The sequence below is a fragment of the Achromobacter sp. genome, from assembly GCF_049647645.1.
Lineage (GTDB): Bacteria > Pseudomonadota > Gammaproteobacteria > Burkholderiales > Burkholderiaceae_B > Achromobacter.
Genome location: NZ_JBARYB010000121.1, coordinates 16421 through 37489 on the forward strand (window position 1 = coordinate 16421; position 21069 = coordinate 37489).

A 21069-nucleotide genomic window follows, 5' to 3' on the forward strand; every position below is an offset into this window, starting at 1 on the left:
GGGGCGCGGCGACCCGGCGGGCCGCCGCGCCGGCTCAGCTCAAGCGGCGCCGCAGCCGGGCGGCAACCTGGTCCAGCAAGAACACGGTGATGAAGATCACGACGAGAATGGTCCCGACGTAGGCGTACTGGTACATGTCGTAGCGGCCTTTCAGCTCCTGCCCGATACCGCCCGCGCCCACCAGGCCCACCACCGTGGCCATGCGCACGTTGCGGTCCAGGATGTACAGGGTGTAGCCGGTGAACTTGGGCATGACCTGCGGCAGCACGGCGTAGGCCAGCACGCGCGGCTTGCTGGCGCCGATCGCCGCCAGCGCCTCTTGCGGCTTGGCGTCGGCCGTCTCGATGTCCTCGGCGTAGAACTTGCCCAGGAAGCCCATCGAATGGATGGCCAGCGCCAGCACCCCCGCAATCGGACCGAAGCCGTAAGCCAGCACCAGGAACAGCGCGCAGATCAGTTCGGGCATGGCGCGGAACATGCTGACGATGGCCCGCGCCGCCACGTACAGCAGCCGGTTGGGTGCGTAGTTGCGGGCACTGCAATAGGCCAGCGGCACGCTGCCCAACACGGCCAGCAGGGTCGCCCAGATCGCGATCTCGAAGGTCTCCACCATCTTGACCGCCACCCGCCATAGATAGCCCAGCGGCTCGACCAGGTAGGTCTGCGTGGATACCTCGTCTTCCATCTTCAGCGTGTGCGGATTGAGCCGGCTTTCGGTCACCTGCAGCGTTTCCACGCGCGCCAGCCACGGCAGCTGGTCCGGATCGAAGCCCTCGATGCGCGAAGTCTCGGTGCGATACGAGATTTGCAGCGGGAACAGGCTGTCGGCCAGGGCGCCCAGGCCGGACGTGACCTGGGACTGCTCCTTCAGGCCGACTGCGGCCAACGCGCCGTCCAGGGTCAGCGCCGCCATGCGGCCCATCTCGACCCGCTGGCCGGTGTAGAGGAACAGCATCAGCGCGGCGATCACGATCAGCAGCGCGCGGGCGCCGTAGGGCGGATCCAGGCGCCATCCGGCGTTGTCGGCCGGCGTCTTCAATGCGTGCGTGTTCATTGCGCGCCTCCTGCCGACAACACCGCCGGCCGGATCGGCCTGGCCGTGCGCGCCTCGGCATGGCCGCGGCCCGCAAGATCGACGGCAGCCATGCCACTCTCGGACTGCGGAGCCTGATAGAGCGCACGGGCAGTGGCCTCATCGAACGCGCCCGCCGGTCCGTCGAACACCATGACGCCATGGCGCAAGGCGACAATGCGGTCGGCGAATTCCCGCGCCAGGTCGACCTGGTGCAGGCTGCACAGCACGGTGGCGCCGCGTTCCCGCGCCTGATTGCGCAACAGCGTCAGGATGTCGCGGCTGATGCGCGGATCCAGGCTGGCCACCGGTTCGTCGGCCAGCAGCAAGGCGGGCGCCAGCATGAAGGCGCGGGCGATGCCCACGCGCTGCTGCTGGCCGCCCGACAATTCGCTGACGCGGCGCTGCAGATGCTCGGGCTGCAGGCCGACTTCACGCACCAGATGGCAGGCGCGCTCGCGCAACTCCGCTGGAAAACGCATCAGATAGGTGCGCCATGCCGGCAGGCTGGGCAAAGCGCCCGACAGCACGTTGGTCGCCACCGTGGCGCGCGACACCAGGTTGAAGTGCTGATGCACCATGCCGATCCGGGGCCGCACGGCCGCCAGCGTCGATGGCTGCACCTGCGCGCCGTCGACCCAAACTTCGCCCTGGGTCGGCGTGGTCAATCCGTTGGCCATGCGCAGCAGGGTCGACTTGCCCGCGCCCGAAGCTCCCAGGATCACGCAAAACTGGCCGCGCGGCACCTGCAGCGAAACCGAGTTCAGCGCCGTGGTGCCGTCGGCGTAGCGCATGCCCACGGCTTCGTAGCGCAGCATGTCCATTCCGCTTGCCCCGGCGATCACCGCTGGGCCGCCTTCTGCAGGATTTCGCCCTTGATCTCGTCGGTCAGCAAGGCCATCTTCGAAGCCGGGCCGGCGAACTGCGCTTCGGAAAACTCGGTATCGAAACGATCCAGCTTGGCGCCGCCGTAGCCGCGCACCATGTCCGGCGTCACGCCGGGCGCCTGGTGCACCGTGGCAAAAGCCTGCTTGAGCGTGGTCTTCAACGTCTCGGGCAGCTTGGTGTTCATGGCCAGCGGCGGATACGGAATGGGCTCGCTCTTGAAGATCACCTTCACGGACTTCGGATCCACCGCGCCCTGGCGCACCGCCTTGTCGAAGGAGTCGAACGACAGCGCGGCCGCGTCGACCTGGCCTTGCACCAACGCCGCCAGGCTGCTGGCGTGGCTGCCGGTCAGTTGCAGCGCCGCCAGGTCCTTGGCCGGGTCCATGCCGTCCTTGATCATGGACGCCACCTGGAAGGTGAAGCTGGAAGCCGAGTTCACATCGCCGAACGCGGCACGCTTGCCCTTCAGGTCGGCGAGCGTATTGATGGGCGAATCGGCCTTGGCGAACATCGCCGCGTAGTAGGCGGACTCGCCCTTCTGCACGCCCACGGCGAGCAGCTGCGCGCATTGGCGCTCATGCGCCTGCACGTAGGAGACGGGCCCCAGGAACGCAACCTCGGCCAGCTGGTTGCACATGCCTTCGACCACGGCGCCGTAGGACTGCCCCACCGTCAGCTGGAAATGCAGGCCGGTGCTGCGCGTGATCGCGTTGAAGATCGGAGCGTAATCGGCCTTGGTGCCCGATTCCGTGCCGCCATCGGCGGGGATGAGCAGCACGCGCAGCGGACGTTGCTGCGAGCCGTCGGCCAAGGCTTGGGCTTGCGCGAGAGGCGCGGCGGCCAGCAGGGAAACGAGCGCCAGGACAGGCGCGCAGGTGCGGATTTTCATTTCATTGTTCCTAGTCTTGATGAGGTTGCCATCGGGGCGCAACGTGCTCGGCCCTGATTCCGGAACGCAGATTAGTCACCGCACATGACAAGCAAATGAAAATTTCTCAAATCAAAAAAATGAATTTTTGAATTTTGTTCAGATAGAATCACAGCCGCCGGGTATCCCGAATCACAGCGGGCGCCCACTCCTTCAACCCTGCACGCGCTTCGACGCCCAACCGCCGATCCATGACCCGCATTGCCTGCACTCCCGTCTCCAACTCCGCCCAAGCCCCAACGGCAGAACCGCCCTGGACCGTCCGCTCGCGCGGCCTGATCCTGGACCTGGACGGGACCTTGATACGCGGGCATGAAGTGATACCCGGCGCCAGCGAACTGCTGACCCGCTGGGCGGGGCGCTGTGTCATCGTGTCCAATAATTCCACCGATACCGCCGCGGGCCTGGCGCCACGCTTGCGGGCAATGGGCCTGCAGGTGGAGGCCGACACGCTGGTCCTGGCCGGCGAGCAGGCCTTGCGCCATATCGCCCGCCAACACCCGCGCGCCAAGGTGCTGCTCTGCGCCTCGGACGCGCTGCGCGCCTGCGCCGCTAGCCTGGGGCTGGCGCTGGTGGCCCGCGACGCGGACATCGTGCTGCTGGCGCGCGATCTCGCCTTCGGCTATGGGACGTTGCAGACCCTGGCAAGGGAACTGGCCCGAGGCGCGGTATTGATGGTCAGCAATGGCGATCTCACCCACCCCGGCCCGCAAGGAGCCATCGTTCCCGAGACGGGCGCGCTGCTACAGTCGGTGCTGGCCTGCGCGCCTGGCGTACGCCCGCGCATACTTGGCAAGCCCGGGGCCATGCTGCTGGAGGAAGGATTGCGCCGACTGGGCCTGACGCCGGCGGACACCACGGTCATCGGCGACAACGTGCGCACGGACGGCCTGGGCGCGGTGCGCCTGGGCCTGGGCTATCTACTGGTTGGGAATGCGCCTTACGCGGATGCGCCGGATGTGGCCGGGCTGCTGGATAGCGCATGTCCGCGCAGGCATGCACTGCCGACGGGCATCGAAGGCGATCAGTAGCGCTTGTTCGACAGCACGTCGAAAGTGCTGCGCAGCGTGGAAACGGCTTTGTCGTAGTCGGACAGGGCCAGGCAGGCGATGAGGGTATCGATGATGGCCAGCTGCGCCAGCCGGCTGGTCATCGCCTCGGTGCGGAAACGGGTCTCGCGCGACATCGTGTGCAACACCACGTCCGCATGTTCCTGGATCGGCGATTTGCCGAAATTGGTGATGCAGATGGTGCGCGCGCCCGCTTCCTTCGCCAGCCGCGTCGCCAACACGGTTTCGTGCGTGCTGCCGGAATGCGAGATGGTCAGCACGGCGACGTCCGGCCCGGTCAGCGATGCGCTGATCGCCTGCACGTGGGAATCGGTCACGGCCGTGGCATGCAAGCCGATGCGCAACATGCGGTAGTGCGCGTCGTGCGCAATCACGGCCGAGCTGCCGATGCCGTAGATTTCCACGCGGCGGGCGCGGCGGATCAGGTCCACCGCCGCCTTCAGCGCGGCCACGTCCAGCACCGATTCGGTTTCCTGCAGGGTCTGGATGTTGCTGTGGAAGATCTTGCTGACCACCTGCTCGGGCCTGTCCTTGGCCGCCAGGTCTTCGTGGATGTACTGCACGGGCTGCACGATCTGCTGCGCCAACGCGATCTTCAGCTGTTGAAAGCCCGTGGCGCCCAGCAGCTTGCAAAAGCCCACCACGCTGCCTTCGCTGCATTGGGTGCGCTCCGCCACTTCACTGACCGACATGTGCACCACGTCCGCGGGATGGCGTATGACGAATTCGCCGATGCGCTGCGAGGCCGCCCCCATCGACGGCAACAGGCTCTGGATGCGCGCCAGCATGGCCTGCGGCGAGCCCCGCTGCGGATCGGCGGCGGAGGACTGCGTGCGGGGGGAACGTTTGGATGTGGCCATGGCGGAGATCGAGGAACGGAAACCGGATGCGCAGGCAACGATACCCTACCCTCTGCCGGCGCGGCGACGGCGCATGCTACCGGCCGTTGATGACAGGATATCCGGGCGGCCGCAAGCCGCCCATGAAAAAGGCCGGCATGCGCCGGCCTTTCCGTTTGCCGTGGCTTACTTCGCCGGCGTTGCAGGCGTTTCGGCGGGCTTGTCGCCTGCGGCCGGAGCGGCCGGGGTGGCGGGCGCGGCCGGGACCGAGGGCACCGAGGCGTCAGGCTTGGCCGGAGCGGCCGGCACCGAGCTGGCGCCCGGAACCGAGGAGGCGCCAGCAGGGGCAGCGGGCGCCGCGCCCGGCACTTGCGGCACCGAACGGTCGGCCGGGAAGCTTTGCATCACGCCGGAATCGACGGCGGGGCCGCTGGTGCCCTTGTGGCTGACATAAGCCAGGCCGGCGGTGGACGCGAAGAAGACCACGGCGGCCCACTTGGTCGCGCGCGACAGGAAGTTCGCCGCGCCGGTGGCGCCAAACAGGCTGCCGGACGAGCCGCTGCCGAAAGCGGACCCCATGTCGGCGCCTTTGCCCTGCTGAAGCAGGACCAGGACGATGATAGCCAGCGCCGAGATCACTTGGACGGCCAGCAGGATTTTGAGCATCAAAGGCATTACAGACTCCGGAACGGAAACTTAGATAGCGGCGATTCGCAAAAATTCTTCGGCCACAAGCGACGCGCCGCCGACCAAGGCCCCGTCGATATCAGTCATGGCGAACAAACTGGCGGCGTTGGCAGCTTTGACGCTGCCGCCGTACAACACTTGCACCTGCGCGGCGCCCAGCGCGCGCAGGGCGGCGCGGATCGCGCCGTGGACTTCTTGCGCTTGCTCGGGGCTGGCGGTGCGTCCGGTGCCGATGGCCCAGACGGGCTCATAAGCCAGGACCATGCGCGAAACCGCGTCGGCGCCCAGCGCCAGCACGGGCTTCAACTGGCGTTCGATCACGGCCAGCGTGTTGCCGGCTTCGCGGTCGGCCAGGGATTCGCCCACGCACACCACCGGCGTCAGGCCGGCGGCCAGCGCAGCCCGGGCCTTGGCGGCAACTGCTTCGTCGGTCTCGCCGTGCAGCACGCGGCGCTCGGAATGGCCGGCCAGGGCCCAGCGGCAGCCGAATTCCTTCAGCATGGCGCCGGAGACTTCCCCGGTGTATGCGCCCTTTTCATGGGCGCTGACGTCTTGCGCGCCCCAGGACACGCTGCTGCCGGTCAGCGCCGACGCCGCCTGCGCGAGATAGGGAAACGGTACGCAGATGCCGACTTCGCAGTGGCTCGCAGCATCCGCGGCGCGCAACTCGGTCAGCAACGCGGCGTTCTCGGCCAGGTTGCCGTGCATCTTCCAGTTGCCCAGCACGAGGCGGGCGCGGTTTTCGACTGAAGTCATGGCGAGGTATCTGTATCGGTTGGGCTGGGGCGAGCCAGAGGCTGCGTAGCAACCGCCCACAGGTCCACCTGGAAAAAATTCCAGGCGAAACCCGTGATTGTATCCTGTTGCGGGACGCTACGCCGGGCGTCCCCCCATTTCTTACATGGTCAGGATGATTTTGCCTATGTTTTCACCGCTTTCCATCATGGCATGGGCGCGGGAGGCCTCGGCCAGCGGGAAGGTGGCATGCACGATGGGCTTGATGGCCCCCTTTTCCAGCAGGGGCCAGGCCTGCTCACGCAGCGCGCGGGCGATGGCGCCCTTGAAGGCGACCGGACGGGGACGCAAGGTGGAGCCCGTGATGGTCAGGCGGCGGCGCATGACCTGGGCCGTGTCCACATTGGCGTGGGCGCCGCCCAGCTGGGCGATGATCACGATGCGGCCGTCGTCGGCCAGGCACTGCATGTCGCGGGCGATGTAGTCGCCGGCCACCATGTCCAGGATCACGTCCACGCCGCGTCCGCCGGTGGCATCCAGCACTTCCTTCACGAAATCCTGGGTCTTGTAGTTGATGCCACGCTCCGCGCCCAGCGCCTCGACCGCGCGAGCCCGGTCGTCGCTGCCGACCGTGGCATAGACCTTGTGGCCCATGGCGCGGGCCAGCTGGATGGCCGTGGTGCCAATGCCGCTGGCGCCGCCGTGCACCAGCAGGGCCTCGCCTTCGGACAGGCGGCCGCGGTCGAACACGTTGCTCCAGACAGTGAAGTAGGTTTCCGGCAGGCCGGCGGCCTCGATGTCGGACAAGCCCTTGGGAATGGGCAGGCATTGCGCCGCGGGCGCGACACAGTATTCGGCATAGCCGCCGCCCGCTACCAGGGCGCAGACCTTGTCGCCCAGCGCGTAGCCGCTGCCGGCCAGGTCGCCGCCGACGATCTCGCCGGCCACTTCCAGGCCCGGCAGATCCGAGGCGCCGCGCGGCGGGGCATAGTTGCCCTTGCGCTGAAACACGTCGGGACGATTGACGCCCGCCGCGCTCACTTTGATCAGAACTTCACCGGTGCCGGTTTCCGGCGTGGGGCGCTCCACGGGAACCAGGACCTCGGGGCCACCAGGGCGAGAGATTTCTACGGCGTGCATCGCGTGCCTCCTTTGCAGCAAATAGATTATTATTGCGCCCTTTACGGCGTATTGCGCTTTCGCCCAGGCAGATTGTTTGCCTGATGGCCGCAGTGCAGGACAACACGCCGCAAAGCTGTATCCAGTCAGCAGCAAGGCAATCCCCGGAAGCGTGGCAGAGTGGTCGATTGCACCGGTCTTGAAAACCGGCAACGGGCAACCGTTCGTGAGTTCGAATCTCACCGCTTCCGCCAGACCTCCTTTGCGCCGGCCGGCCGGCCCGCGCCGCGCCGCCGCAATTACTCCCGCACCGATTCCCCCGCCATGCTGGCGAGCGCCTTGGACATGTTCTCCACGACCGCGCCGCAATCCCCCGCGCCGTGACGCGACGCCACGTACTTCGGGTCGTTGTAGCCCAGCCAGACCTGTCCGCCCGCATCCTGCCAGGCCAGCGCCTTGAGCGGCAGATCGATGCCGGCTGACTGCGCGCATTCCATCAGGGGCGTGCCTCCCTGGGCATTGCCGAACACCAGCAGTTCAGTCGGCCGCAGCGTCTTGCCCACGGCCGCCGCGCCCGCCGCGTGATCCAGGCGTAGAAATATATTGAGTCCCCTGGACTTGGCCGCCGCCTCGAAGCGATCGATGGTTTCCTTGACGCTGACGGGGCTGCGCAAGACGGTCAAGCCATCGGGCGCGGCGGCAGCGCCCACGGCGCCGGCCACTGATGCGAAGCAGCATGCGGCAAAAATAGTCCTAATGCGCAAACCAATCATACCCATCTCCTTTGATGTCGTTTCCGGCCAGGAACGGCTCGACGACGTGGTTCACGAAGACATCCGAGTCTTCAGAAAAACGTGCAGCAAATGGTCCAGAGAGACACGGCCAGGCCCGATGGCGATCAAGGCAATCGCCATGGCCGCCCAGGGCAGATGAAAGCTCGCCCATCCCTCGGGCACGACGAGCTGGATCACCGCCGTCATGGCCAGCAAGCCCAGGGCGCCCAGGCGCGTGGCCAGGCCCAGCATCAGCAGAACGGGTAGAACGATTTCCGCCATGCCCACAAAGAAGGCAAGCGCATGCGGGGCTGGCAGGCCATAGACTTGCCCAAAGGCATGCAACTTGAATTCCTCCTCGAACAGAAAACCCGCGGCCGGCGACAGCGACAGAAATCCATCCCACTTGGTGAGGCCCGACCTGAAGAAGGGTACCGCAAGCGCAATCCGGAGCAGCAGCGGCGCAGCCGCCCGGGCCGCCTTTTCCATCCAGCCGAACGCGCGGCCGAACAGGCATGAAACATTGGGAGTCCTAAGCATGCCGACTCCCGCCCCGGCCCGAATCCACGCCGACGACCGCGCCCATTCGGACCAATGCCTGCAGATTCTCCGCAAGGTCGAACCCCGGATCGGCAGCAAGGGCGATCTGCATGGCCTGCAATAACGTCAGGCCCTGCCCAAGCGCGATCACGAAGTCGTGGCTCGCGGGCAGCACCCGCCGGAGATCCACCTCCGCGTCCGGGCGCAGCACCAAGGTGTCCTGGCTTTCCGAAAGATCGACTGGCGCCGGCACGCCGCCAGCGGTGTTCATGCGCCAGATGGTGAATGCAGGAAAGCGCGAGCGCACCGTCCGGATGGACGGATGCAAGCGGAACCGCAAGAAAGGCGCCTGGCTGAGCGGCACTTCCGTGAGCGCGCCGGGATCGAGCGAGACTTCGTCGCGCTCGTGATACGCCTCGGTCGCGGCGCGCTCGATGCGGGCGACGTCGGCGAGATACGGCAAGACGGCAGCGGGCGCGAAGGACTCGATGTAATCAGGGAATCCGGCGCCGTAGCGCAGCAGCACCGGCGATGCCGGCGGTCGTGCAGCCGCGAACGACCGGGCCATCATTGCGAAGAACTCGTCTCCGACCAGTTTGGCGACGCAGGGGAAGCTCACTCGCAACGCCTCGGTCAGCCCGACAAGGACATTGTCTCTGTACACGGCGAACCGCCTGGCGCTCGGCGCGCCCCCGGGTCCGAGCAGCCCTGGCGGCACCGGCCGACCGGGATCGAGCAGCGCTGCGGCGAACTCCCGTTGGCGCTCAGCCCAATGTGCCATAGCGTCGCTCCCGCGCATTCGACAAGTGCATCAGCGCCTCGCGCCATTACTGCCTCCGCATGCAGCTCTGGCCATGCCGGCACGTTGGCATCTCGCTCGATCAAGGTCGGCACAGGCCCTACGCACTGGATGACTTGCCGGAACAGGTCCCACACCTGCTGGTCCACGCAGCGGTCATGCGAGTCGATCAGCAAAGCGCGCCCGTCCTCGTCCAACTGGGGAGAGTTGCCGGCCAGATGGAGTTCTTGAACGCAGCTCAGGGGAAAGTCGTCGATATAGCCGCGCGCATCCCATTGCTGGTTGACGCAGGCCACATGGACGTTGTTCACGTCCAGAAGCAGGCCGCATCCGGTGCGCCGGGCGATCTCCCGGATGAAGTCCGGTTCCCGCCAGGAGCTTTCCTCGAACCAGAGATAGGTCGACGGGTTCTCCAGCAGCATCTGCCGGCCCAGCTCGGTCTGCACCTGGTCGACGTGCTGGCAGATGCGGTCGAGCGCGGCGTCGGTATACGGCAGCGGCAACAGGTCGCCGAAGTAACTGGCTCCGTGCGCAGACCAGGCCAGGTGTTCGGAAAACAGGCCGGGCTCGTAGCGCCGGATCAGCGCCTTCAGGCGCTTCAGATGCCGCGGGTCCGGCGGCCTGGCGCCGCCGATGGACAGGCCCACGCCATGCAGCGACAGGGGATAGCGGTCGCGGATCGCGGTCAGTAGGCGATGTGGGGGGCCGCCGGCCCCCATGTAGTTCTCCGCATGGACCTCGAAAAAACCGATGTCCGGGCGGGTCTCGATGATGCTGCGGCAGTGCTCGGCCTTGAGGCCCACGCCAGTGCGCGCAGGAATGTCCTGCCCCACGGCGTACGCGACATGGTGGTCGTTCATGGCGATCCTCTCTTGAAGCCTGGCGGACCGGGGCGAAATGCCGGCCGCCAGGCATCAGCCTCAGGCGGGCTTGGCTTCCAGGCTGCCCTTGCCGGCAGGCGTGGCGATCGTGGTGCAGGTCCCTTGCGGAACCAGCTTCCAGGCATTGCCCTGGTAGTCGGCCGTGCTGGTGCCGGCGCAGCTGGTGCCTGCGCCGGCATAGCAATCGTTCTGGCCCTTGAGCGCGACGCCGTAGCACTTTTCGTACTTGCCGGCCTTCATCTTTTCCATGGTCTTGGCCTGGTTCTCCTGCATTTTCCTTTCCATGTCGGCCTTGCTCATCGTGCCCTGCGCAAGCGCGGGCGCAGCGAAAGCGCTCATGGCGGCGGCGAAGGCGGTGGCTACGGCCACCGACAGCATGCGGTTCGATACTGGGTTGGACATTTCGATCTCCTGACAGAGGGAAGCGGCCGGGCCAGCTCCGGAATCGGCTGACAACGACCTGCCTCAACCCCTAAGAGGAGGGAAGCGGACAAAACGGTTCGCGAAAATTAAAAAATTTACACAGGGCTGCCACCAGAGACGGCCGTGCGTGCGTGGCCCTGTTACTTCCCAGGCGCGCGTGCCGGGGCCGGCTCGGTGCTCAGCATGTATTCGCGCACCAGCTCGCGGGCGCGGTGCAGCCGGCTTTTGACCGCACCGGGCGGCTCGCCCAGCCGCGCTGCAATTTCGGCGATGGTCAGTTCCTCGAAGTCGCGCAGCAGCACGACTTCGAGGTAATGGGCTGGCAACGACTCCAGGGCTCTGGCGAGGTCGATCCTGAGCTCGTCGTCGGGCCGGTGCAGCAGCTGCTCCGCTGCCGCTTCGTCCGGCAGCGGATCGGTCTTGAACATCATGCGCGCGAGCTTGCGGCACTCGCGCTTGACGACCATGAACAGCCAGGACGAAAAAGCGGCCGCCGCTTTCAGTCCATGGACCTTGCGGGAAATGATCAGCAGCGACTCCTGCACGGCGTCATCCACATCGCTGGCCACACAGTGCTTGTAGGCATAGCGGCGCGCATCGGCCTGGCAGACCGCCAGCAGGCGCGCCAATGCGGCCGCGTCGCCGGTCTGGGCGGCCAGGATCAGATTGTTGCGGTCACTGGCTAGTTCGCTCATGCTGGTCTCCGTGTCGACCGGACTGATCGGTCGGATCTGCACACATTCGGTCTTGCTGTGTCCTACAGACTACCGTATGAATGCAGCCCCGACAGAAACATGTTCACCCCCAGGAAGGCGAAACTGGTCACGACCAGGCCGGCCAGCGCCCAGTAGGCCGCCACCTCTCCCCGGAGCCCCTTGAGCAGCCGCATGTGCAGCCAGGCGGCGTAGTTCAGCCACACGATCAGCGCCCAGGTTTCCTTGGGATCCCACTGCCAGTACGCGCCCCACGCGTCGGCCGCCCACAGCGCGCCCAGCACGGTGGCCACCGTGAAAAATGCGAAGCCCAAGGCGATGGCCCGATACATGATGTCCTCCAGCACCTCCAGGGACGGCAGCCTGCGCGCGATGGGCCGGCGCAGCGCCAATACCGCGCCGACCAGCATCGCGCCGACGCCGAAGTACAGCATCCACACCGCAGAGAACCGGCGCGAGCCGAAGATCATTGGCTCGGCGCACAGCATCGCCCCCAGCAGGAAGACCGGGAGCAAGCGCTTGCCCACGGCGGTCTGCCCGTGCAGCTTGACCAGATAGGCAAAGCCCACCGCGCCCGCCAGCGCGAATGTGCCGTAGCCGACGAAGTTGGCTGGCACGTGCAACTTCATCCACCAGCTCTGCAACGCCGGAACCAGCGGCTGGATCTGATGGGCGCCACGCGTGAGCGAATACCAGGCCAGGAACACGACCATCGAGGCGACCACCAGCATCACGAAGCCACCCAGCGCCCGCGTCGCATAACGGGCCTCGTAGTAGAGATAGAACAGCGCCGTGACCAGCGCGAAGAAGACAAACACCTCGTACAGGTTGCTGACCGGAATGTGTCCGACATCCGGCCCCAGCAGATGTCCTTCGCGCCAGCGCACCAGCAGGCCGGTCAGGCCCGCCCAACCCCCGCCCCAGGTCAGGAACGTGCCCAGCCAGGCGACCGCGGGCCGGGCCAGGCCCACCCAATAGCAGACCGTACCCAGCACGAAGAGGCAGCTCATCCAGAGGATGGCGGACTGCGACGACAGCAGGTACTTGAGCAGGAAGACGCTCTCGGCGCGCGCCAGGTCGCCCTGGAGCAACCCTGCCCCACCCGCGTATAGCCACACCGCCAGCAACGCGCTGGCGCCGCTGGCCAGGACCAGAAGCCGCAAGGGACGCCACAACCATCCCAGCCAGGCCAGGGCGGGTACCGTGCCGATCAGCATCACCTTCTCGTAACCATTGAGGAATTGCCCGAAATCCGCCAATGCGTAGGCGCAGCCGGCGAGGCAGACGGCAAGGAAGCCGGCATCCGCCCGATTCAAGCGCCTGCCGGGAAGGCCTCCGGCTTGCGGAACATCCGGCACGGACCGGCGGGAATTCAGCGGGACGGACCCGGCGGCGGTAAACGGCATCGAAGCATCTCCAGGCGTGACGGTCCGCCGGCAAGCGGACTGCGGGACAGACGGATCTCAAATTTGTCATAGGACAAACTAATTCTAAGAACAGCCGGACCGAGATGCATAGCGATGCCGCCAGCCCATGCCTTGCGCCTCCATCCCTACCGAAAACGCAGGAACCGTGCTAGATGCCGCCACAGCGCGCTTCCTCCCTGGGCAAGCAGACCTCTGCCCGCCCGGGACCGGCCTCCTGCATCGGCCTGCAAGCCGCATGCACCCGCGCCATGGCCTGGGCGATTTCGCCGGTTTCCAGGCCGGCGTAGCCGAACAGCAGATGCCTGGGTTCCGCACCGTCGGCCGCGCTGGCCGCGGCCTGGGCCAGCGGGTACAGCCTCACGCCATGCGCCAGCGCGGCGGCGGCGACCGCATCGGCGCCGGGACTGTCCGCTGGCAGTTCGAAGGCCAGATGCATCCCCGAATTCTGTCCGCTTACCCGGCCCCGTCCGGCCCAGATCTTGCGGATGCCGCGCAGCAGCTCGTCGCGCTGGGCCTGATAGCGCCGGCGCAAGGCTTGCAGGTGGCGCGCGAAACAGTTCTCGTCGAAGTAGCGGGCCAGCACGGCCTGCGTCAGCCACGGACTGCCGTTGTTGAGCAGCGCCTTGCGCTCGACGAAATCGTCGACCAGCGCAGGCGGGCAGACCATGTATCCCAGCCTCAGGCCGGGCCCCAGCGTCTTGGAGAACGTGCCCAGGTAGACGACCTGGCGCGGGCTCATGGCGGCCAGGGGCATGGGCAGCACGGATTCATAGCAAAAGTCGCCGTCGTAGTCGTCCTCGATGATCAGCGCGCCGCTGCGGCCAGCCCATTCGAGCAATTGCCGCCGTCTGGGCAGGGACATGGCGTGGCCCAGGGGATATTGATGCGACGGCGTCACATAGGCCAGCCTGGCCGGTCCTTCCGGCAGCAGATCGGCGCGCAGCCCCTGCTCGTCGACAGGAACGGGCGCCTCCTGCGCGCCATGCCGCCGCACCAGATTCCTGAAGCCCGCGTAACAGGGCGACTCGAACACCGCCCTACCATGGCGGTCCAGGAAATGCGAAGCGATCAGGCTCAGGGCTTCCTGGCTGCCGGCCGTGATCAGCACCTGTTCCGGCTCGACCTTCAGCGCCTTGGCCGCCGACAGGTAATCGGCAATCTGGACGCGCAAGCCCCACAGCCCAGCCGGCGGCGCGTACTCGGCCATCGCGCAGCCCGCGTGCCGCAACAGCTGGTTCGACAGCGTGATGAACTGGCGCAAGGGAAAAGCATGGACGGACGGACGGCCGACCTTGAAGTCATAGCGCAAGGGCATGGGCGGAGACTGGCCGCAGACGCCGCTGGATTGCGCCTGGCTCACGGCATCGGCGTAGACCGGCGGACGATCCTGGACAAAGTCCGGGCAGCGCGGATTGATGACCAGGCTGCGATTCAGCGTCACGAAATAGCCCCGGCTGGGCTTGCTCTCGATCAGACAGGAGTCGATCAGTAGCTCATACCCCCCCAGCACGGTGTTCTTCGATACCTGCAGCAGCGATGACATACGGTTGATCGCCGGCAACCGGTCCCCTTCCTGCAACCGTCCGGCGCGTATCAGCGCTTCGATCTGGTCGGCAATCTGCTGCTTGTAAGGTTTTGCATTCTGGCGGGATAGGGAAAGCGGTAGTGAAAACATGGCTGGCAACCACAGGAAAAAGATGGCGCCGGCCTTTCGAAGCGGCGCGGGCCGGCCGCGCTCCGTGTGCCATCACGGTAGTCCTCTTGCTATCGATTCATTTTGTCCTATGTCAAAAATCCGATTGGACCGTAACCATCACACACTCGGAAGCCGTGCCTTATCGGCCCGGCGCCGCGATGACACAGTGCAAGGGCCGGAGTTTCGGCAAGAACCATTCGGGAGAGATCGACATGCACACCAAGCTATTGAGCGCGGCCCTGCTATTCGTCTCGGCCGGCGCCGCCTGGAGTGCGCCGACCGAGGAATACCTCAAGGCGAATCAGCTGTTCCAGCAGAATTGCGCCGTCTGTCATGGCGCCGACCGCGGCGGCTACATCGCGCCCGGCCTGACCGGCGACCGCCTGGTTCAGAGCGAGGCCGCGCTGCGCGGCACCATCATGACCGGCATTCCCGACACCCTGATGCCGCCCTTCGTGGGCCGCTTGTCCGACGAGGAAATCCGCGCGCTCGCCCGCCTCATCAAGACCCAGGCCGCGGACGATCCGAAGTGGGGACTGGACCAGATCCGCGCCAGCGTGCAGGTAGTGGTCGACGAAGCCACCCTGCCCGCCAAGCCGACCTACGCCATCGATACGGTGTACGACCTGATGGTGGTCATGGCGCGCGGGCGCTACGGGCGGGGCGACGCGGGCAACAATGCGCGCACCGTATTCCTGGACGGCAAGACCAACAAGGTGGTCGGCGAGATCGCCACGCCGGTGGCGCCGCACATCATGGACTTCAGCCCCGTGGCGGAACGCTGGGCCTGGCTCAAGAGTGACGACGGCATGGTCTACAAGATCGACCTGTACTCGCTGCAGATCGTGCGTAAGGCCAAGGTCGGCCTGACCGGCCCCGGCATCGCCCTGTCCAACGACGGCAAATGGCTGGCCATCAGCTCGTTCGTACCCAAGAGCGTCGCCATCCTGAAGGCGGATACGCTGGAACCGGTCAAGTACATGGACCTCGAAGGCGAGGATCCGGACGGCAAGTTCGTCAAGTCGGCCGGCGGCCCGGTGATCGGCAGCCGCATCAACAACAAGTTCGCCCTGACGCTGCGCCAGGCGGGCCAGATCTGGATCATCGACCCCGACAAGCCCGACATGCCGGTGACCAAGCTGACCAAGGTCGGCCGCATGCTGCACGATACCTTTCTAACCCCCGATGGCCGCTATTCCATGGTGGCCTCCTATGACGACAACAAGATCGTCGCCATCGATTTCAAGGACGACAAGGTGGTGCGCGACATTCCCGCAGGCTGCCAGCCTCACGTCGGCTCGGGCGCGGTGACCGAGGTCAATGGCCGCTTTCTCGCCTTCGGCACCAATATCGGCAGCTGCGACAAGGGCTCCGTTGTCACCGTCTGGGACACCAAGGACTTCTCGGTGGTCAAGCAGATCCCGGTCGCAGGCGCGACCGAATCGCCCGCGGCCCATCCGAACGCGCCCTACGTGGCAGTCGACATCGTCGACAAGGACAAGCGAGCGGCCTGGATCCAGCTGATCGACAAGAACACGCTGGAAGTGGCCAAGACGCTGGACGTGGGCGGGCATGCCTTCTTCCCCGATTACAACCGCACCGGCAACTACCTCTATGTCAGCTCGGGCTACTGGGGCGACCGCATCAAGATCTACGACAGCAAGACGCTGGAGCTGGTGGCGGAACACAAGATGGAAAGCCCCTCGGGCATATTCTCCCGCGCCCGCACCCGCTGGCTGACCATCGGCCTGTCCGAAACGCGCAAATTCTGAGACTAGGAACACAGACATGAAACCGCTATTCCGCATACTCGCGGCGCTGCTGCTGTCCCAGGCCGCCGCGCACGCGCTGGCCGCTGGCGGGCAACCTGCCCTGGTCGCCGGCGCCAACCCTGCCGAGACGCTCTCGCCCCACGTCTCCGCCATGCTGCCGCTGTGCGCGTCCTGCCATGGCGCGGACGGGATCAGCGCCGTCGGCCTGTACCCCAATCTTGCAGGGCAGAAAGTCGAATACCTGGTGAAGCAGCTCAATGCCTTCAAGACGCGGGAACGCAACGACCCCGTCATGAGCTCCATGGCCGAGCCCCTGAGTCCCGAGGCCATCCAGGAGCTGGCCCGGTACTTCTCCAGCCGCCAGTAAGGGAGGCGCCTGCCCATGGACACGGCATCCGCAATGCTCTTTCCGGTGTTCTACAACCTGGTCGGCCGGCGGGTGATCGTGGTCGGCGGCGGCGCCGTGGCCGAACGCAAGATCAGGCTGCTGCTCGGGACCGGCGCCGCCATTACCGTGGGGGCGCCGGCCCTGACATCCTGGCTGCAACAGGCGGCGGACCAGGGCAGGATCGAGCACGCGCCGGCCGCGTTCGCGCCGGCATGCCTGGACGGCGCCTGGCTGGCGGTTGCCGCGACCGATCGGGGCGACACCAACCAGGCAGTCGCCGCGGCGGCGCTACGGCGCCGCATCCCCTGCAACGTGGTCGACGATCCCGTCCTCTCGACGATACAGGTGCCGGCCATCCTGGACCGGTCTCCGCTGGTGGTGGCGATATCTTCAGGAGGCTGCGCCCCGGTGCTGGCGCGGCGCATCCGCGAACGGCTCGAGGCGCAGGTCGACGAGAGCACGGGCGACCTGGCCAGGCTGGCGGCGCGCTACCGCGGCCGCATCGTTGCGCGATTCCGTGACCTGGATGAACGCCGCGACTTCTACGACTGGATGCTGGATGGTCCGTTGCCATCCCTGCTGGCGGCTGGAGACGGCAGGCAGGCCTGCCTGACGCTCGAAGCCGCCATGCAAGCCGAAACGCAGCCCCGCACGGGCAGCGCAACGATACTGGCGGCCGCCGACGGCCCCGCCGACCTGTTGACCCTGCGCGCCTTGCGCATGCTGAGCCAGGCCGACCTGGTCGCTCACGTGCCGGCAGTCAACCCGGCCATCCTGGACAAGGCGAGGCGGGACGCGGCGAGGATCGCGTTGAAAGGCCCGGGCCTGCAGCCCGATCCGGCTGTTGCCGCAGGCGCAGGGCTGGACTGGCTGGCCCGGCAGGTCCAGGCGGGCCAACGCGCCGTCCTGCTGCTGGATACGGCGCACGATCCGAAACTGCTGGCCCGGCGGATCACGGCTTGCGGCGTGGCATGTGCCGTGCTGTGAATGCCATATGCCCGGCAAGCGCTTCGATCAAGAACGTCAGTCAGTCATCGGCCGCATCGCGCGAGCCTGCGCCCGCCAGCGCAGTCTCCAGATAGGCCCGGCCGCGCTCGCTGAAGGGCAGCGACGCCGCCGCCTGCCGCCCGGCATCGTCCATCTTGTTCCAGGTCTTCCGCAGCACCGCGACGACCTTGTCCGGATAGCGGTCGCAAAATTCCTCGTACTGGTGCTCCAGGAACACCAGGCACAGCGCGTTTTCCATGCATTGCACGTCGGCATCGCGCTTGATGCCCTGCTTGCGCACGATCTTCAGCGCCGCCTGCACGGTTTCCGCGTCATGGCCTGCGCTTGCGAGCAGTCTTGCGGCGATGCCTGCATGATGCTCCTTGAGCGTATTGCGCCATTGCAGATAGCCAGCCCTGCCGGCCGGACAGGCGTCGCGCGGCACCTCCCAGCGGCCGATGTGCTGGCAGCGGGCGGCCAGGCGCAAGGCGATGCCGGCCCGCGGCGCCAGCTTCAGCACCCAGCCGTGGAGGAATTGGGCATGCAGCCATTCGCGCGGCTGCATCGCGCCATTCCAGGCAACAAGATTGGGATCGCGCCGGTTGTAGTCATCGAACAGCTGCAAGGCGCGCTGCAGCGGCGCATCCTCAGCGTCCCTCGGGGTGGGCGGGAATTCCATTCAAAGCTCCTGTCTCGTCTTCAGTCAGATAGCAGCCGGGATCTTCGGCCCAGAGGTCGCCCGACTGCTTCTGCGCACGGATGCGGGTGTTGCCATTGCAGATGTCCAGGTAGGCGCAGCTGGCGCAGCGTCCCTTGACCGGCCGCGGCCGCAGCCGCAACAGCTTGAGCAAGGGCTCGGCGGGATCCGACCATATTGCCGAGAAGGGCCGCTGGCGCACGTTTCCCAGAGTGTAGTGCCACCACATGGTGTCGGCGTGGACATTGCCCCGGTTGTCGATATTGGCGACGTTGATGCCGCTGGCGTTGCCGCCCCACAGGCGCAGCCTGGCCTCGATGTGCGGGGCGCGCTGCGGGAAGCGGCGGCGCACCCAATGCAGGAAGAACACGCCGTCGGCATCGTTGTTGCCGGACGTGAATTCCTTGGGCCGGCCAGCCGCTGCATGCTCCAGGCAGGTCTCGAAGATCCGCTCCATGGCCGCCCGTGTCATGCGGTGGTGGCTGTCCTCGGCCCGGTTGCGGCCGCCGCGCCCCGCGTAGTTCAGGTGCGAAAAGTAGAAGCGGGCGACGTTCTCGGCATCCAGCAGGGCGAGCAGCCCGGGCAGATCGTCGGCATTGCCCTGGGTCATGGTGTAGCGGATGCCGACCTTCAAGCCACGGTCCCGGCACAGCCGGATGCCCTCGAGCGAGGCGTCGAAGGCGCCGGCCTCGCCCCGGAAGCGGTCGTGCGTCGCGCCCAGGCCGTCCAGCGAAATGCCCACGTAGTCGAATCCGCAACCGGCGATGGACTCGATGCTGCGCCGGTCTATCAGGGTGCCGTTGGACGACAGGCCGACGTAGAAGCCCATGCCCTTGGCCCTGCGCGCGATATCGAAAATGTCCGGCCGCAGCAGCGGTTCCCCGCCAGACAGGATCAACGCCCGCACGCCAAAGGCGTGCAGATCGTCCATGGTTTCGCAGATCTCGGCGTAGCTCAACTCGCCGGAAAAATCCTTGTCGACCGAAGCCGAGTAGCAATGGCGGCAATGCAGGTTGCAGCGCCGGATGAGGTTCCAGATCACCACGGGCCCGGCCGGGCCTCGGCGCGGCGCCAGCGGCGTGGGCCGCAGCAGTTCGGAGACAAAGGCGGAAATGCGGAACATGCGGGATTCCTTGCTATGCGGCCGGACCCGGGCCGTCTCTCAGGCGCAGGCCGGTCTTTTTCAGGATGGCCGAGGAAAACAGCACTTCCCGCGCACGCAGAGCGCCCGGAAAGCGAGCGGCCAAGGCCTCGGCGACCTCGGCGATACGCGCCAGCAACGCCACGCGGTCAGCGCCGTGCAGCATGGCGTAGAGGTTGTAGCGCCACAGCGGCGGGCGGCGGGGCCGCCGGTAGCAATGGCTCACGTCCGCAAGCTGGCCCAGCCAGGCGCCCACGGCGTCGACCTGGCCATCGTCCACGTCCCAGACTGTCATGCCGTTGGCCACGAATCCCAATGCGTAGTGGTTGGGCACCGCGCCGATGCGCCGGATCAGGCCGCGCGCGAGCATGGACCGAAAACACGCCATCACCTCGGCTTCGGTGACGCCCAGCTGCCTGGCCACAACCCGGTACGGCTCGCGCCGTATCGGCAGCCCGTCCTGCGTGGCACGCACCAGGGATAGCTCGAAGGGGGTCAGCCCGACCGTGTCCATCTCAGACCTCCAACTTCATTTCAAGGAAGTACTCGCGCTCCTTCGGAAACGCCAGCACGCGCAAGCCGGTTTCCTGTTCGATGGCGTGCAGGCCGGCAGCGATGTCGGCGGGATCAGCCGCCGCCAGCACGAACCACATGTTCAAGGCATGTTCGCGGCGATAGTTGTGCGCCACCTCGATCCGGCGGTTGACCTGTGCGACGACCTGCTGCCATTGCGCTTCCGGTACGGCCATGGCCGCCAGGCAGTAGGCGCCGCCTGCGCGCTCGATCTGGAAGAGCGGACCGAAGCGGCTCAGCGCGCCGCACGCGCGCAAGCGGGCCAGGCGCGCGATCACCGCGTCCTCGTCCAGGCCCAGCGCCTGCGCGACGTCCGCGTACGGACGCGCGCTGATGGGAAAGCCGCCCTGCAGGCGGTTGATCAGCGCCCGGTCGGCATCGTCCAGCGCCAGCGGCGCGCTGGCGCCAGGGTCCTGGCGCCTATCCATGCGTCGTCTCCCCGCTTGCGATCCGCGCGCCGCGTTGCTTGAAGCACCGGGTGGAGAACAGCACCGCATGCTGCCAGGCATCCAATCCGAGCCGGTCGGCAATGGCATCGCGCAGCGCCTGCACCGCACCCCGCTCCTTGCCGTGGATCATGCAGAATAGGTTGTAGGGCCATTGCGGCAAGCGGCGGGCGCGCCGGTAGCAGAGCGTGACGCCGGGCTCGGCGGCCAGTTGCCGGGCCAACGTATCCACCCGCGCGTCAGCCACGTTCCAGACGCACATGGCATTTGCGCGAAAGCCAAGCTGCCGGTGCCTCAGCACCACGCCGAAGCGGCGGAACAGGCCGGTGCGCTGCCATCGATCCAGGCAGCGCAGCACCGCGTCTTCATCCAGTCCGGCAAGGCGTCCCAGGCGGCGATAAGGCTGCTCGCAGAGCTCCAGGCCGTCCTGCACGGCGAGCAACAAGGACTCTTGCGCGCTGCCGGCAGGCGGCAG

At 66.7% G+C, this 21069-nt stretch carries 23 protein-coding genes, 1 tRNA gene and 1 pseudogene; 5 read left to right on the forward strand and 20 right to left on the reverse strand.

Translation table 11 applies throughout. The features are described 5' to 3' along the window. Positions 1–34: 34 nt before the first annotated feature. The 3 genes from phnE to WBB14_RS14350 are packed head-to-tail and all read right to left on the reverse strand — an operon-like array spanning position 35 to position 2849. Positions 35–1054: a phosphonate ABC transporter, permease protein PhnE gene (phnE, locus tag WBB14_RS14340; RefSeq protein ID WP_424240427.1), complete on the reverse strand. Its 1020-nt coding sequence runs from the start codon at positions 1052–1054 to the stop codon at positions 35–37. Further along, positions 1051–1890: a phosphonate ABC transporter ATP-binding protein gene (locus tag WBB14_RS14345; protein ID WP_424240428.1), complete on the reverse strand. Its 840-nt coding sequence runs from the start codon at positions 1888–1890 to the stop codon at positions 1051–1053. Before WBB14_RS14345 ends, phnE begins: the two co-directional genes overlap by 4 nt. Positions 1891–1913: 23 nt before the next feature. Then, positions 1914–2849: a phosphate/phosphite/phosphonate ABC transporter substrate-binding protein gene (locus WBB14_RS14350; RefSeq protein WP_424240429.1), complete on the reverse strand. Its 936-nt coding sequence runs from the start codon at positions 2847–2849 to the stop codon at positions 1914–1916. Positions 2850–3079: 230 nt separating this feature from the next. On the opposite strand from WBB14_RS14350, the gene WBB14_RS14355 reads away from it, so the two are divergent. Further along, positions 3080–3919 carry an HAD-IIA family hydrolase gene (locus WBB14_RS14355; protein WP_424240430.1) on the forward strand — a complete coding sequence of 280 codons (840 nt, stop codon included), beginning with the start codon at positions 3080–3082 and terminating at the stop codon, positions 3917–3919. Here WBB14_RS14355 and WBB14_RS14360 read toward each other — a convergent pair. The 4 genes from WBB14_RS14360 to WBB14_RS14375 form a co-directional block, all read right to left on the reverse strand. Further along, positions 3913–4818 (reverse strand): MurR/RpiR family transcriptional regulator, encoded by a 906-nt coding sequence (locus WBB14_RS14360; protein WP_424240431.1) that lies wholly within the window; start codon positions 4816–4818, stop codon positions 3913–3915. The two genes, WBB14_RS14355 and WBB14_RS14360, sit on opposite strands and share 7 nt — an antisense overlap. Before the next feature lie 165 nt (positions 4819–4983). Then, positions 4984–5472 carry a preprotein translocase subunit SecG gene (gene secG, locus WBB14_RS14365; protein WP_424240432.1) on the reverse strand — a complete coding sequence of 163 codons (489 nt, stop codon included), beginning with the start codon at positions 5470–5472 and terminating at the stop codon, positions 4984–4986. Positions 5473–5493: 21 nt separating this feature from the next. Further along, positions 5494–6240: a triose-phosphate isomerase gene (tpiA, locus tag WBB14_RS14370; protein WP_424240433.1), complete on the reverse strand. Its 747-nt coding sequence runs from the start codon at positions 6238–6240 to the stop codon at positions 5494–5496. Positions 6241–6381: 141 nt separating this feature from the next. Next, positions 6382–7359 carry an NAD(P)H-quinone oxidoreductase gene (locus tag WBB14_RS14375; protein ID WP_424240434.1) on the reverse strand — a complete coding sequence of 326 codons (978 nt, stop codon included), beginning with the start codon at positions 7357–7359 and terminating at the stop codon, positions 6382–6384. Positions 7360–7504: 145 nt separating this feature from the next. Between WBB14_RS14375 and WBB14_RS14380 the strand changes: the two genes are divergently transcribed. Beyond that, positions 7505–7592: transfer RNA gene (locus WBB14_RS14380), tRNA-Ser, on the forward strand. A 45-nt stretch (positions 7593–7637) separates the two neighbouring features. On the opposite strand, the gene WBB14_RS14385 is transcribed toward WBB14_RS14380, so the two are convergent. The 8 genes from WBB14_RS14385 to WBB14_RS14420 all read right to left on the reverse strand — a co-directional run bounded on the left by WBB14_RS14385 (position 7638) and on the right by WBB14_RS14420 (position 14569). Further along, positions 7638–8048, reverse strand: coding sequence for a DUF302 domain-containing protein (locus WBB14_RS14385; protein WP_424240435.1), 411 nt, complete (start codon positions 8046–8048; stop codon positions 7638–7640). A 114-nt stretch (positions 8049–8162) separates the two neighbouring features. Then, complete coding sequence (locus WBB14_RS14390) at positions 8163–8600, reverse strand: DoxX family protein (RefSeq protein WP_424240436.1); 438 nt, start codon at positions 8598–8600, stop codon at positions 8163–8165. A 43-nt stretch (positions 8601–8643) separates the two neighbouring features. Further along, positions 8644–9369 carry a DNA-binding domain-containing protein gene (locus tag WBB14_RS14395; protein WP_424240437.1) on the reverse strand — a complete coding sequence of 242 codons (726 nt, stop codon included), beginning with the start codon at positions 9367–9369 and terminating at the stop codon, positions 8644–8646. Further along, complete coding sequence (locus WBB14_RS14400) at positions 9285–10310, reverse strand: DUF692 domain-containing protein (RefSeq protein ID WP_424240438.1); 1026 nt, start codon at positions 10308–10310, stop codon at positions 9285–9287. The genes WBB14_RS14395 and WBB14_RS14400 overlap by 85 nt, the downstream gene beginning before the upstream one ends. A gap of 60 nt (positions 10311–10370) precedes the next feature. Beyond that, the gene (locus WBB14_RS14405; protein WP_424240448.1) at positions 10371–10616 is read right to left on the reverse strand and encodes a DUF2282 domain-containing protein; all 246 of its coding nucleotides are present in this window, start codon (positions 10614–10616) and stop codon (positions 10371–10373) included. Positions 10617–10894: 278 nt separating this feature from the next. After that, positions 10895–11449, reverse strand: coding sequence for an RNA polymerase sigma factor (locus WBB14_RS14410; RefSeq protein ID WP_424240439.1), 555 nt, complete (start codon positions 11447–11449; stop codon positions 10895–10897). Positions 11450–11511: 62 nt separating this feature from the next. After that, positions 11512–12684, reverse strand: a complete 1173-nt coding sequence (gene ccsB / locus WBB14_RS14415) for a c-type cytochrome biogenesis protein CcsB (protein WP_424240449.1) — start codon at positions 12682–12684, stop codon at positions 11512–11514. A gap of 358 nt (positions 12685–13042) precedes the next feature. After that, positions 13043–14569 carry a PLP-dependent aminotransferase family protein gene (locus WBB14_RS14420; RefSeq protein ID WP_424240440.1) on the reverse strand — a complete coding sequence of 509 codons (1527 nt, stop codon included), beginning with the start codon at positions 14567–14569 and terminating at the stop codon, positions 13043–13045. Positions 14570–14802: 233 nt separating this feature from the next. On the opposite strand from WBB14_RS14420, the gene WBB14_RS14425 reads away from it, so the two are divergent. From WBB14_RS14425 to WBB14_RS14435, 3 genes are read left to right on the forward strand one after another with little or no spacing between them, the layout of a single operon-like run. Beyond that, complete coding sequence (locus tag WBB14_RS14425; protein WP_424240441.1) at positions 14803–16362, forward strand: cytochrome D1 domain-containing protein; 1560 nt, start codon at positions 14803–14805, stop codon at positions 16360–16362. A 16-nt stretch (positions 16363–16378) separates the two neighbouring features. Then, on the forward strand, positions 16379–16729 hold the full coding sequence (locus tag WBB14_RS14430; RefSeq protein WP_424240442.1) for a c-type cytochrome: 351 nt from the start codon (positions 16379–16381) through the stop codon (positions 16727–16729). A gap of 15 nt (positions 16730–16744) precedes the next feature. Then, positions 16745–17737, forward strand: a complete 993-nt coding sequence (locus WBB14_RS14435) for an NAD(P)-dependent oxidoreductase (RefSeq protein ID WP_424240443.1) — start codon at positions 16745–16747, stop codon at positions 17735–17737. A gap of 40 nt (positions 17738–17777) precedes the next feature. On the opposite strand, the gene WBB14_RS14440 is transcribed toward WBB14_RS14435, so the two are convergent. The 5 genes and pseudogenes from WBB14_RS14440 to WBB14_RS14460 form a co-directional block, all read right to left on the reverse strand. Next, positions 17778–18416 carry a DUF4202 domain-containing protein gene (locus WBB14_RS14440; protein ID WP_424240444.1) on the reverse strand — a complete coding sequence of 213 codons (639 nt, stop codon included), beginning with the start codon at positions 18414–18416 and terminating at the stop codon, positions 17778–17780. Then, a complete protein-coding gene (gene nirJ / locus WBB14_RS14445; protein ID WP_424240445.1) occupies positions 18385–19557 on the reverse strand; it encodes a heme d1 biosynthesis radical SAM protein NirJ in 1173 nt (390 codons plus the stop codon). Before nirJ ends, WBB14_RS14440 begins: the two co-directional genes overlap by 32 nt. Before the next feature lie 13 nt (positions 19558–19570). After that, positions 19571–20089 (reverse strand): Lrp/AsnC family transcriptional regulator, encoded by a 519-nt coding sequence (locus WBB14_RS14450; RefSeq protein ID WP_424240446.1) that lies wholly within the window; start codon positions 20087–20089, stop codon positions 19571–19573. 1 nt (position 20090) lies between these two features. Further along, a complete protein-coding gene (locus WBB14_RS14455; RefSeq protein ID WP_424240447.1) occupies positions 20091–20576 on the reverse strand; it encodes an Lrp/AsnC family transcriptional regulator in 486 nt (161 codons plus the stop codon). Then, a pseudogene (locus WBB14_RS14460) lies at positions 20569–21069 on the reverse strand (Lrp/AsnC family transcriptional regulator); the annotation flags it as partial. The gene WBB14_RS14455 and the pseudogene WBB14_RS14460, both read right to left, overlap by 8 nt.

Excerpts from the sequence above, each read along its gene's own strand:
- secG (WP_424240432.1), bottom strand. The coding sequence starts at position 5,472 with ATGCCTTTGATGCTCAAAATCCTGCTGGCCGTCCAAGTGATCTCGGCG.
- WBB14_RS14420 (WP_424240440.1), bottom strand. The coding sequence starts at position 14,569 with ATGTTTTCACTACCGCTTTCCCTATCCCGCCAGAATGCAAAACCTTAC.
- WBB14_RS14425 (WP_424240441.1), top strand. The coding sequence starts at position 14,803 with ATGCACACCAAGCTATTGAGCGCGGCCCTGCTATTCGTCTCGGCCGGC.
- WBB14_RS14350 (WP_424240429.1), bottom strand. The coding sequence starts at position 2,849 with ATGAAAATCCGCACCTGCGCGCCTGTCCTGGCGCTCGTTTCCCTGCTG.
- nirJ (WP_424240445.1), bottom strand. The coding sequence starts at position 19,557 with ATGTTCCGCATTTCCGCCTTTGTCTCCGAACTGCTGCGGCCCACGCCG.
- phnE (WP_424240427.1), bottom strand. The coding sequence starts at position 1,054 with ATGAACACGCACGCATTGAAGACGCCGGCCGACAACGCCGGATGGCGC.
- WBB14_RS14430 (WP_424240442.1), top strand. The coding sequence starts at position 16,379 with ATGAAACCGCTATTCCGCATACTCGCGGCGCTGCTGCTGTCCCAGGCC.
- WBB14_RS14435 (WP_424240443.1), top strand. The coding sequence starts at position 16,745 with ATGGACACGGCATCCGCAATGCTCTTTCCGGTGTTCTACAACCTGGTC.
- WBB14_RS14440 (WP_424240444.1), bottom strand. The coding sequence starts at position 18,416 with ATGGAATTCCCGCCCACCCCGAGGGACGCTGAGGATGCGCCGCTGCAG.
- tpiA (WP_424240433.1), bottom strand. The coding sequence starts at position 6,240 with ATGACTTCAGTCGAAAACCGCGCCCGCCTCGTGCTGGGCAACTGGAAG.
- WBB14_RS14455 (WP_424240447.1), bottom strand. The coding sequence starts at position 20,576 with ATGGATAGGCGCCAGGACCCTGGCGCCAGCGCGCCGCTGGCGCTGGAC.
- ccsB (WP_424240449.1), bottom strand. The coding sequence starts at position 12,684 with ATGCTGATCGGCACGGTACCCGCCCTGGCCTGGCTGGGATGGTTGTGG.
- WBB14_RS14375 (WP_424240434.1), bottom strand. The coding sequence starts at position 7,359 with ATGCACGCCGTAGAAATCTCTCGCCCTGGTGGCCCCGAGGTCCTGGTT.
- WBB14_RS14450 (WP_424240446.1), bottom strand. The coding sequence starts at position 20,089 with ATGGACACGGTCGGGCTGACCCCCTTCGAGCTATCCCTGGTGCGTGCC.
- WBB14_RS14360 (WP_424240431.1), bottom strand. The coding sequence starts at position 4,818 with ATGGCCACATCCAAACGTTCCCCCCGCACGCAGTCCTCCGCCGCCGAT.
- WBB14_RS14410 (WP_424240439.1), bottom strand. The coding sequence starts at position 11,449 with ATGAGCGAACTAGCCAGTGACCGCAACAATCTGATCCTGGCCGCCCAG.
- WBB14_RS14405 (WP_424240448.1), bottom strand. The coding sequence starts at position 10,616 with ATGGAAAGGAAAATGCAGGAGAACCAGGCCAAGACCATGGAAAAGATG.
- WBB14_RS14390 (WP_424240436.1), bottom strand. The coding sequence starts at position 8,600 with ATGGAAAAGGCGGCCCGGGCGGCTGCGCCGCTGCTGCTCCGGATTGCG.
- WBB14_RS14345 (WP_424240428.1), bottom strand. The coding sequence starts at position 1,890 with ATGCTGCGCTACGAAGCCGTGGGCATGCGCTACGCCGACGGCACCACG.
- WBB14_RS14355 (WP_424240430.1), top strand. The coding sequence starts at position 3,080 with ATGACCCGCATTGCCTGCACTCCCGTCTCCAACTCCGCCCAAGCCCCA.
- WBB14_RS14400 (WP_424240438.1), bottom strand. The coding sequence starts at position 10,310 with ATGAACGACCACCATGTCGCGTACGCCGTGGGGCAGGACATTCCTGCG.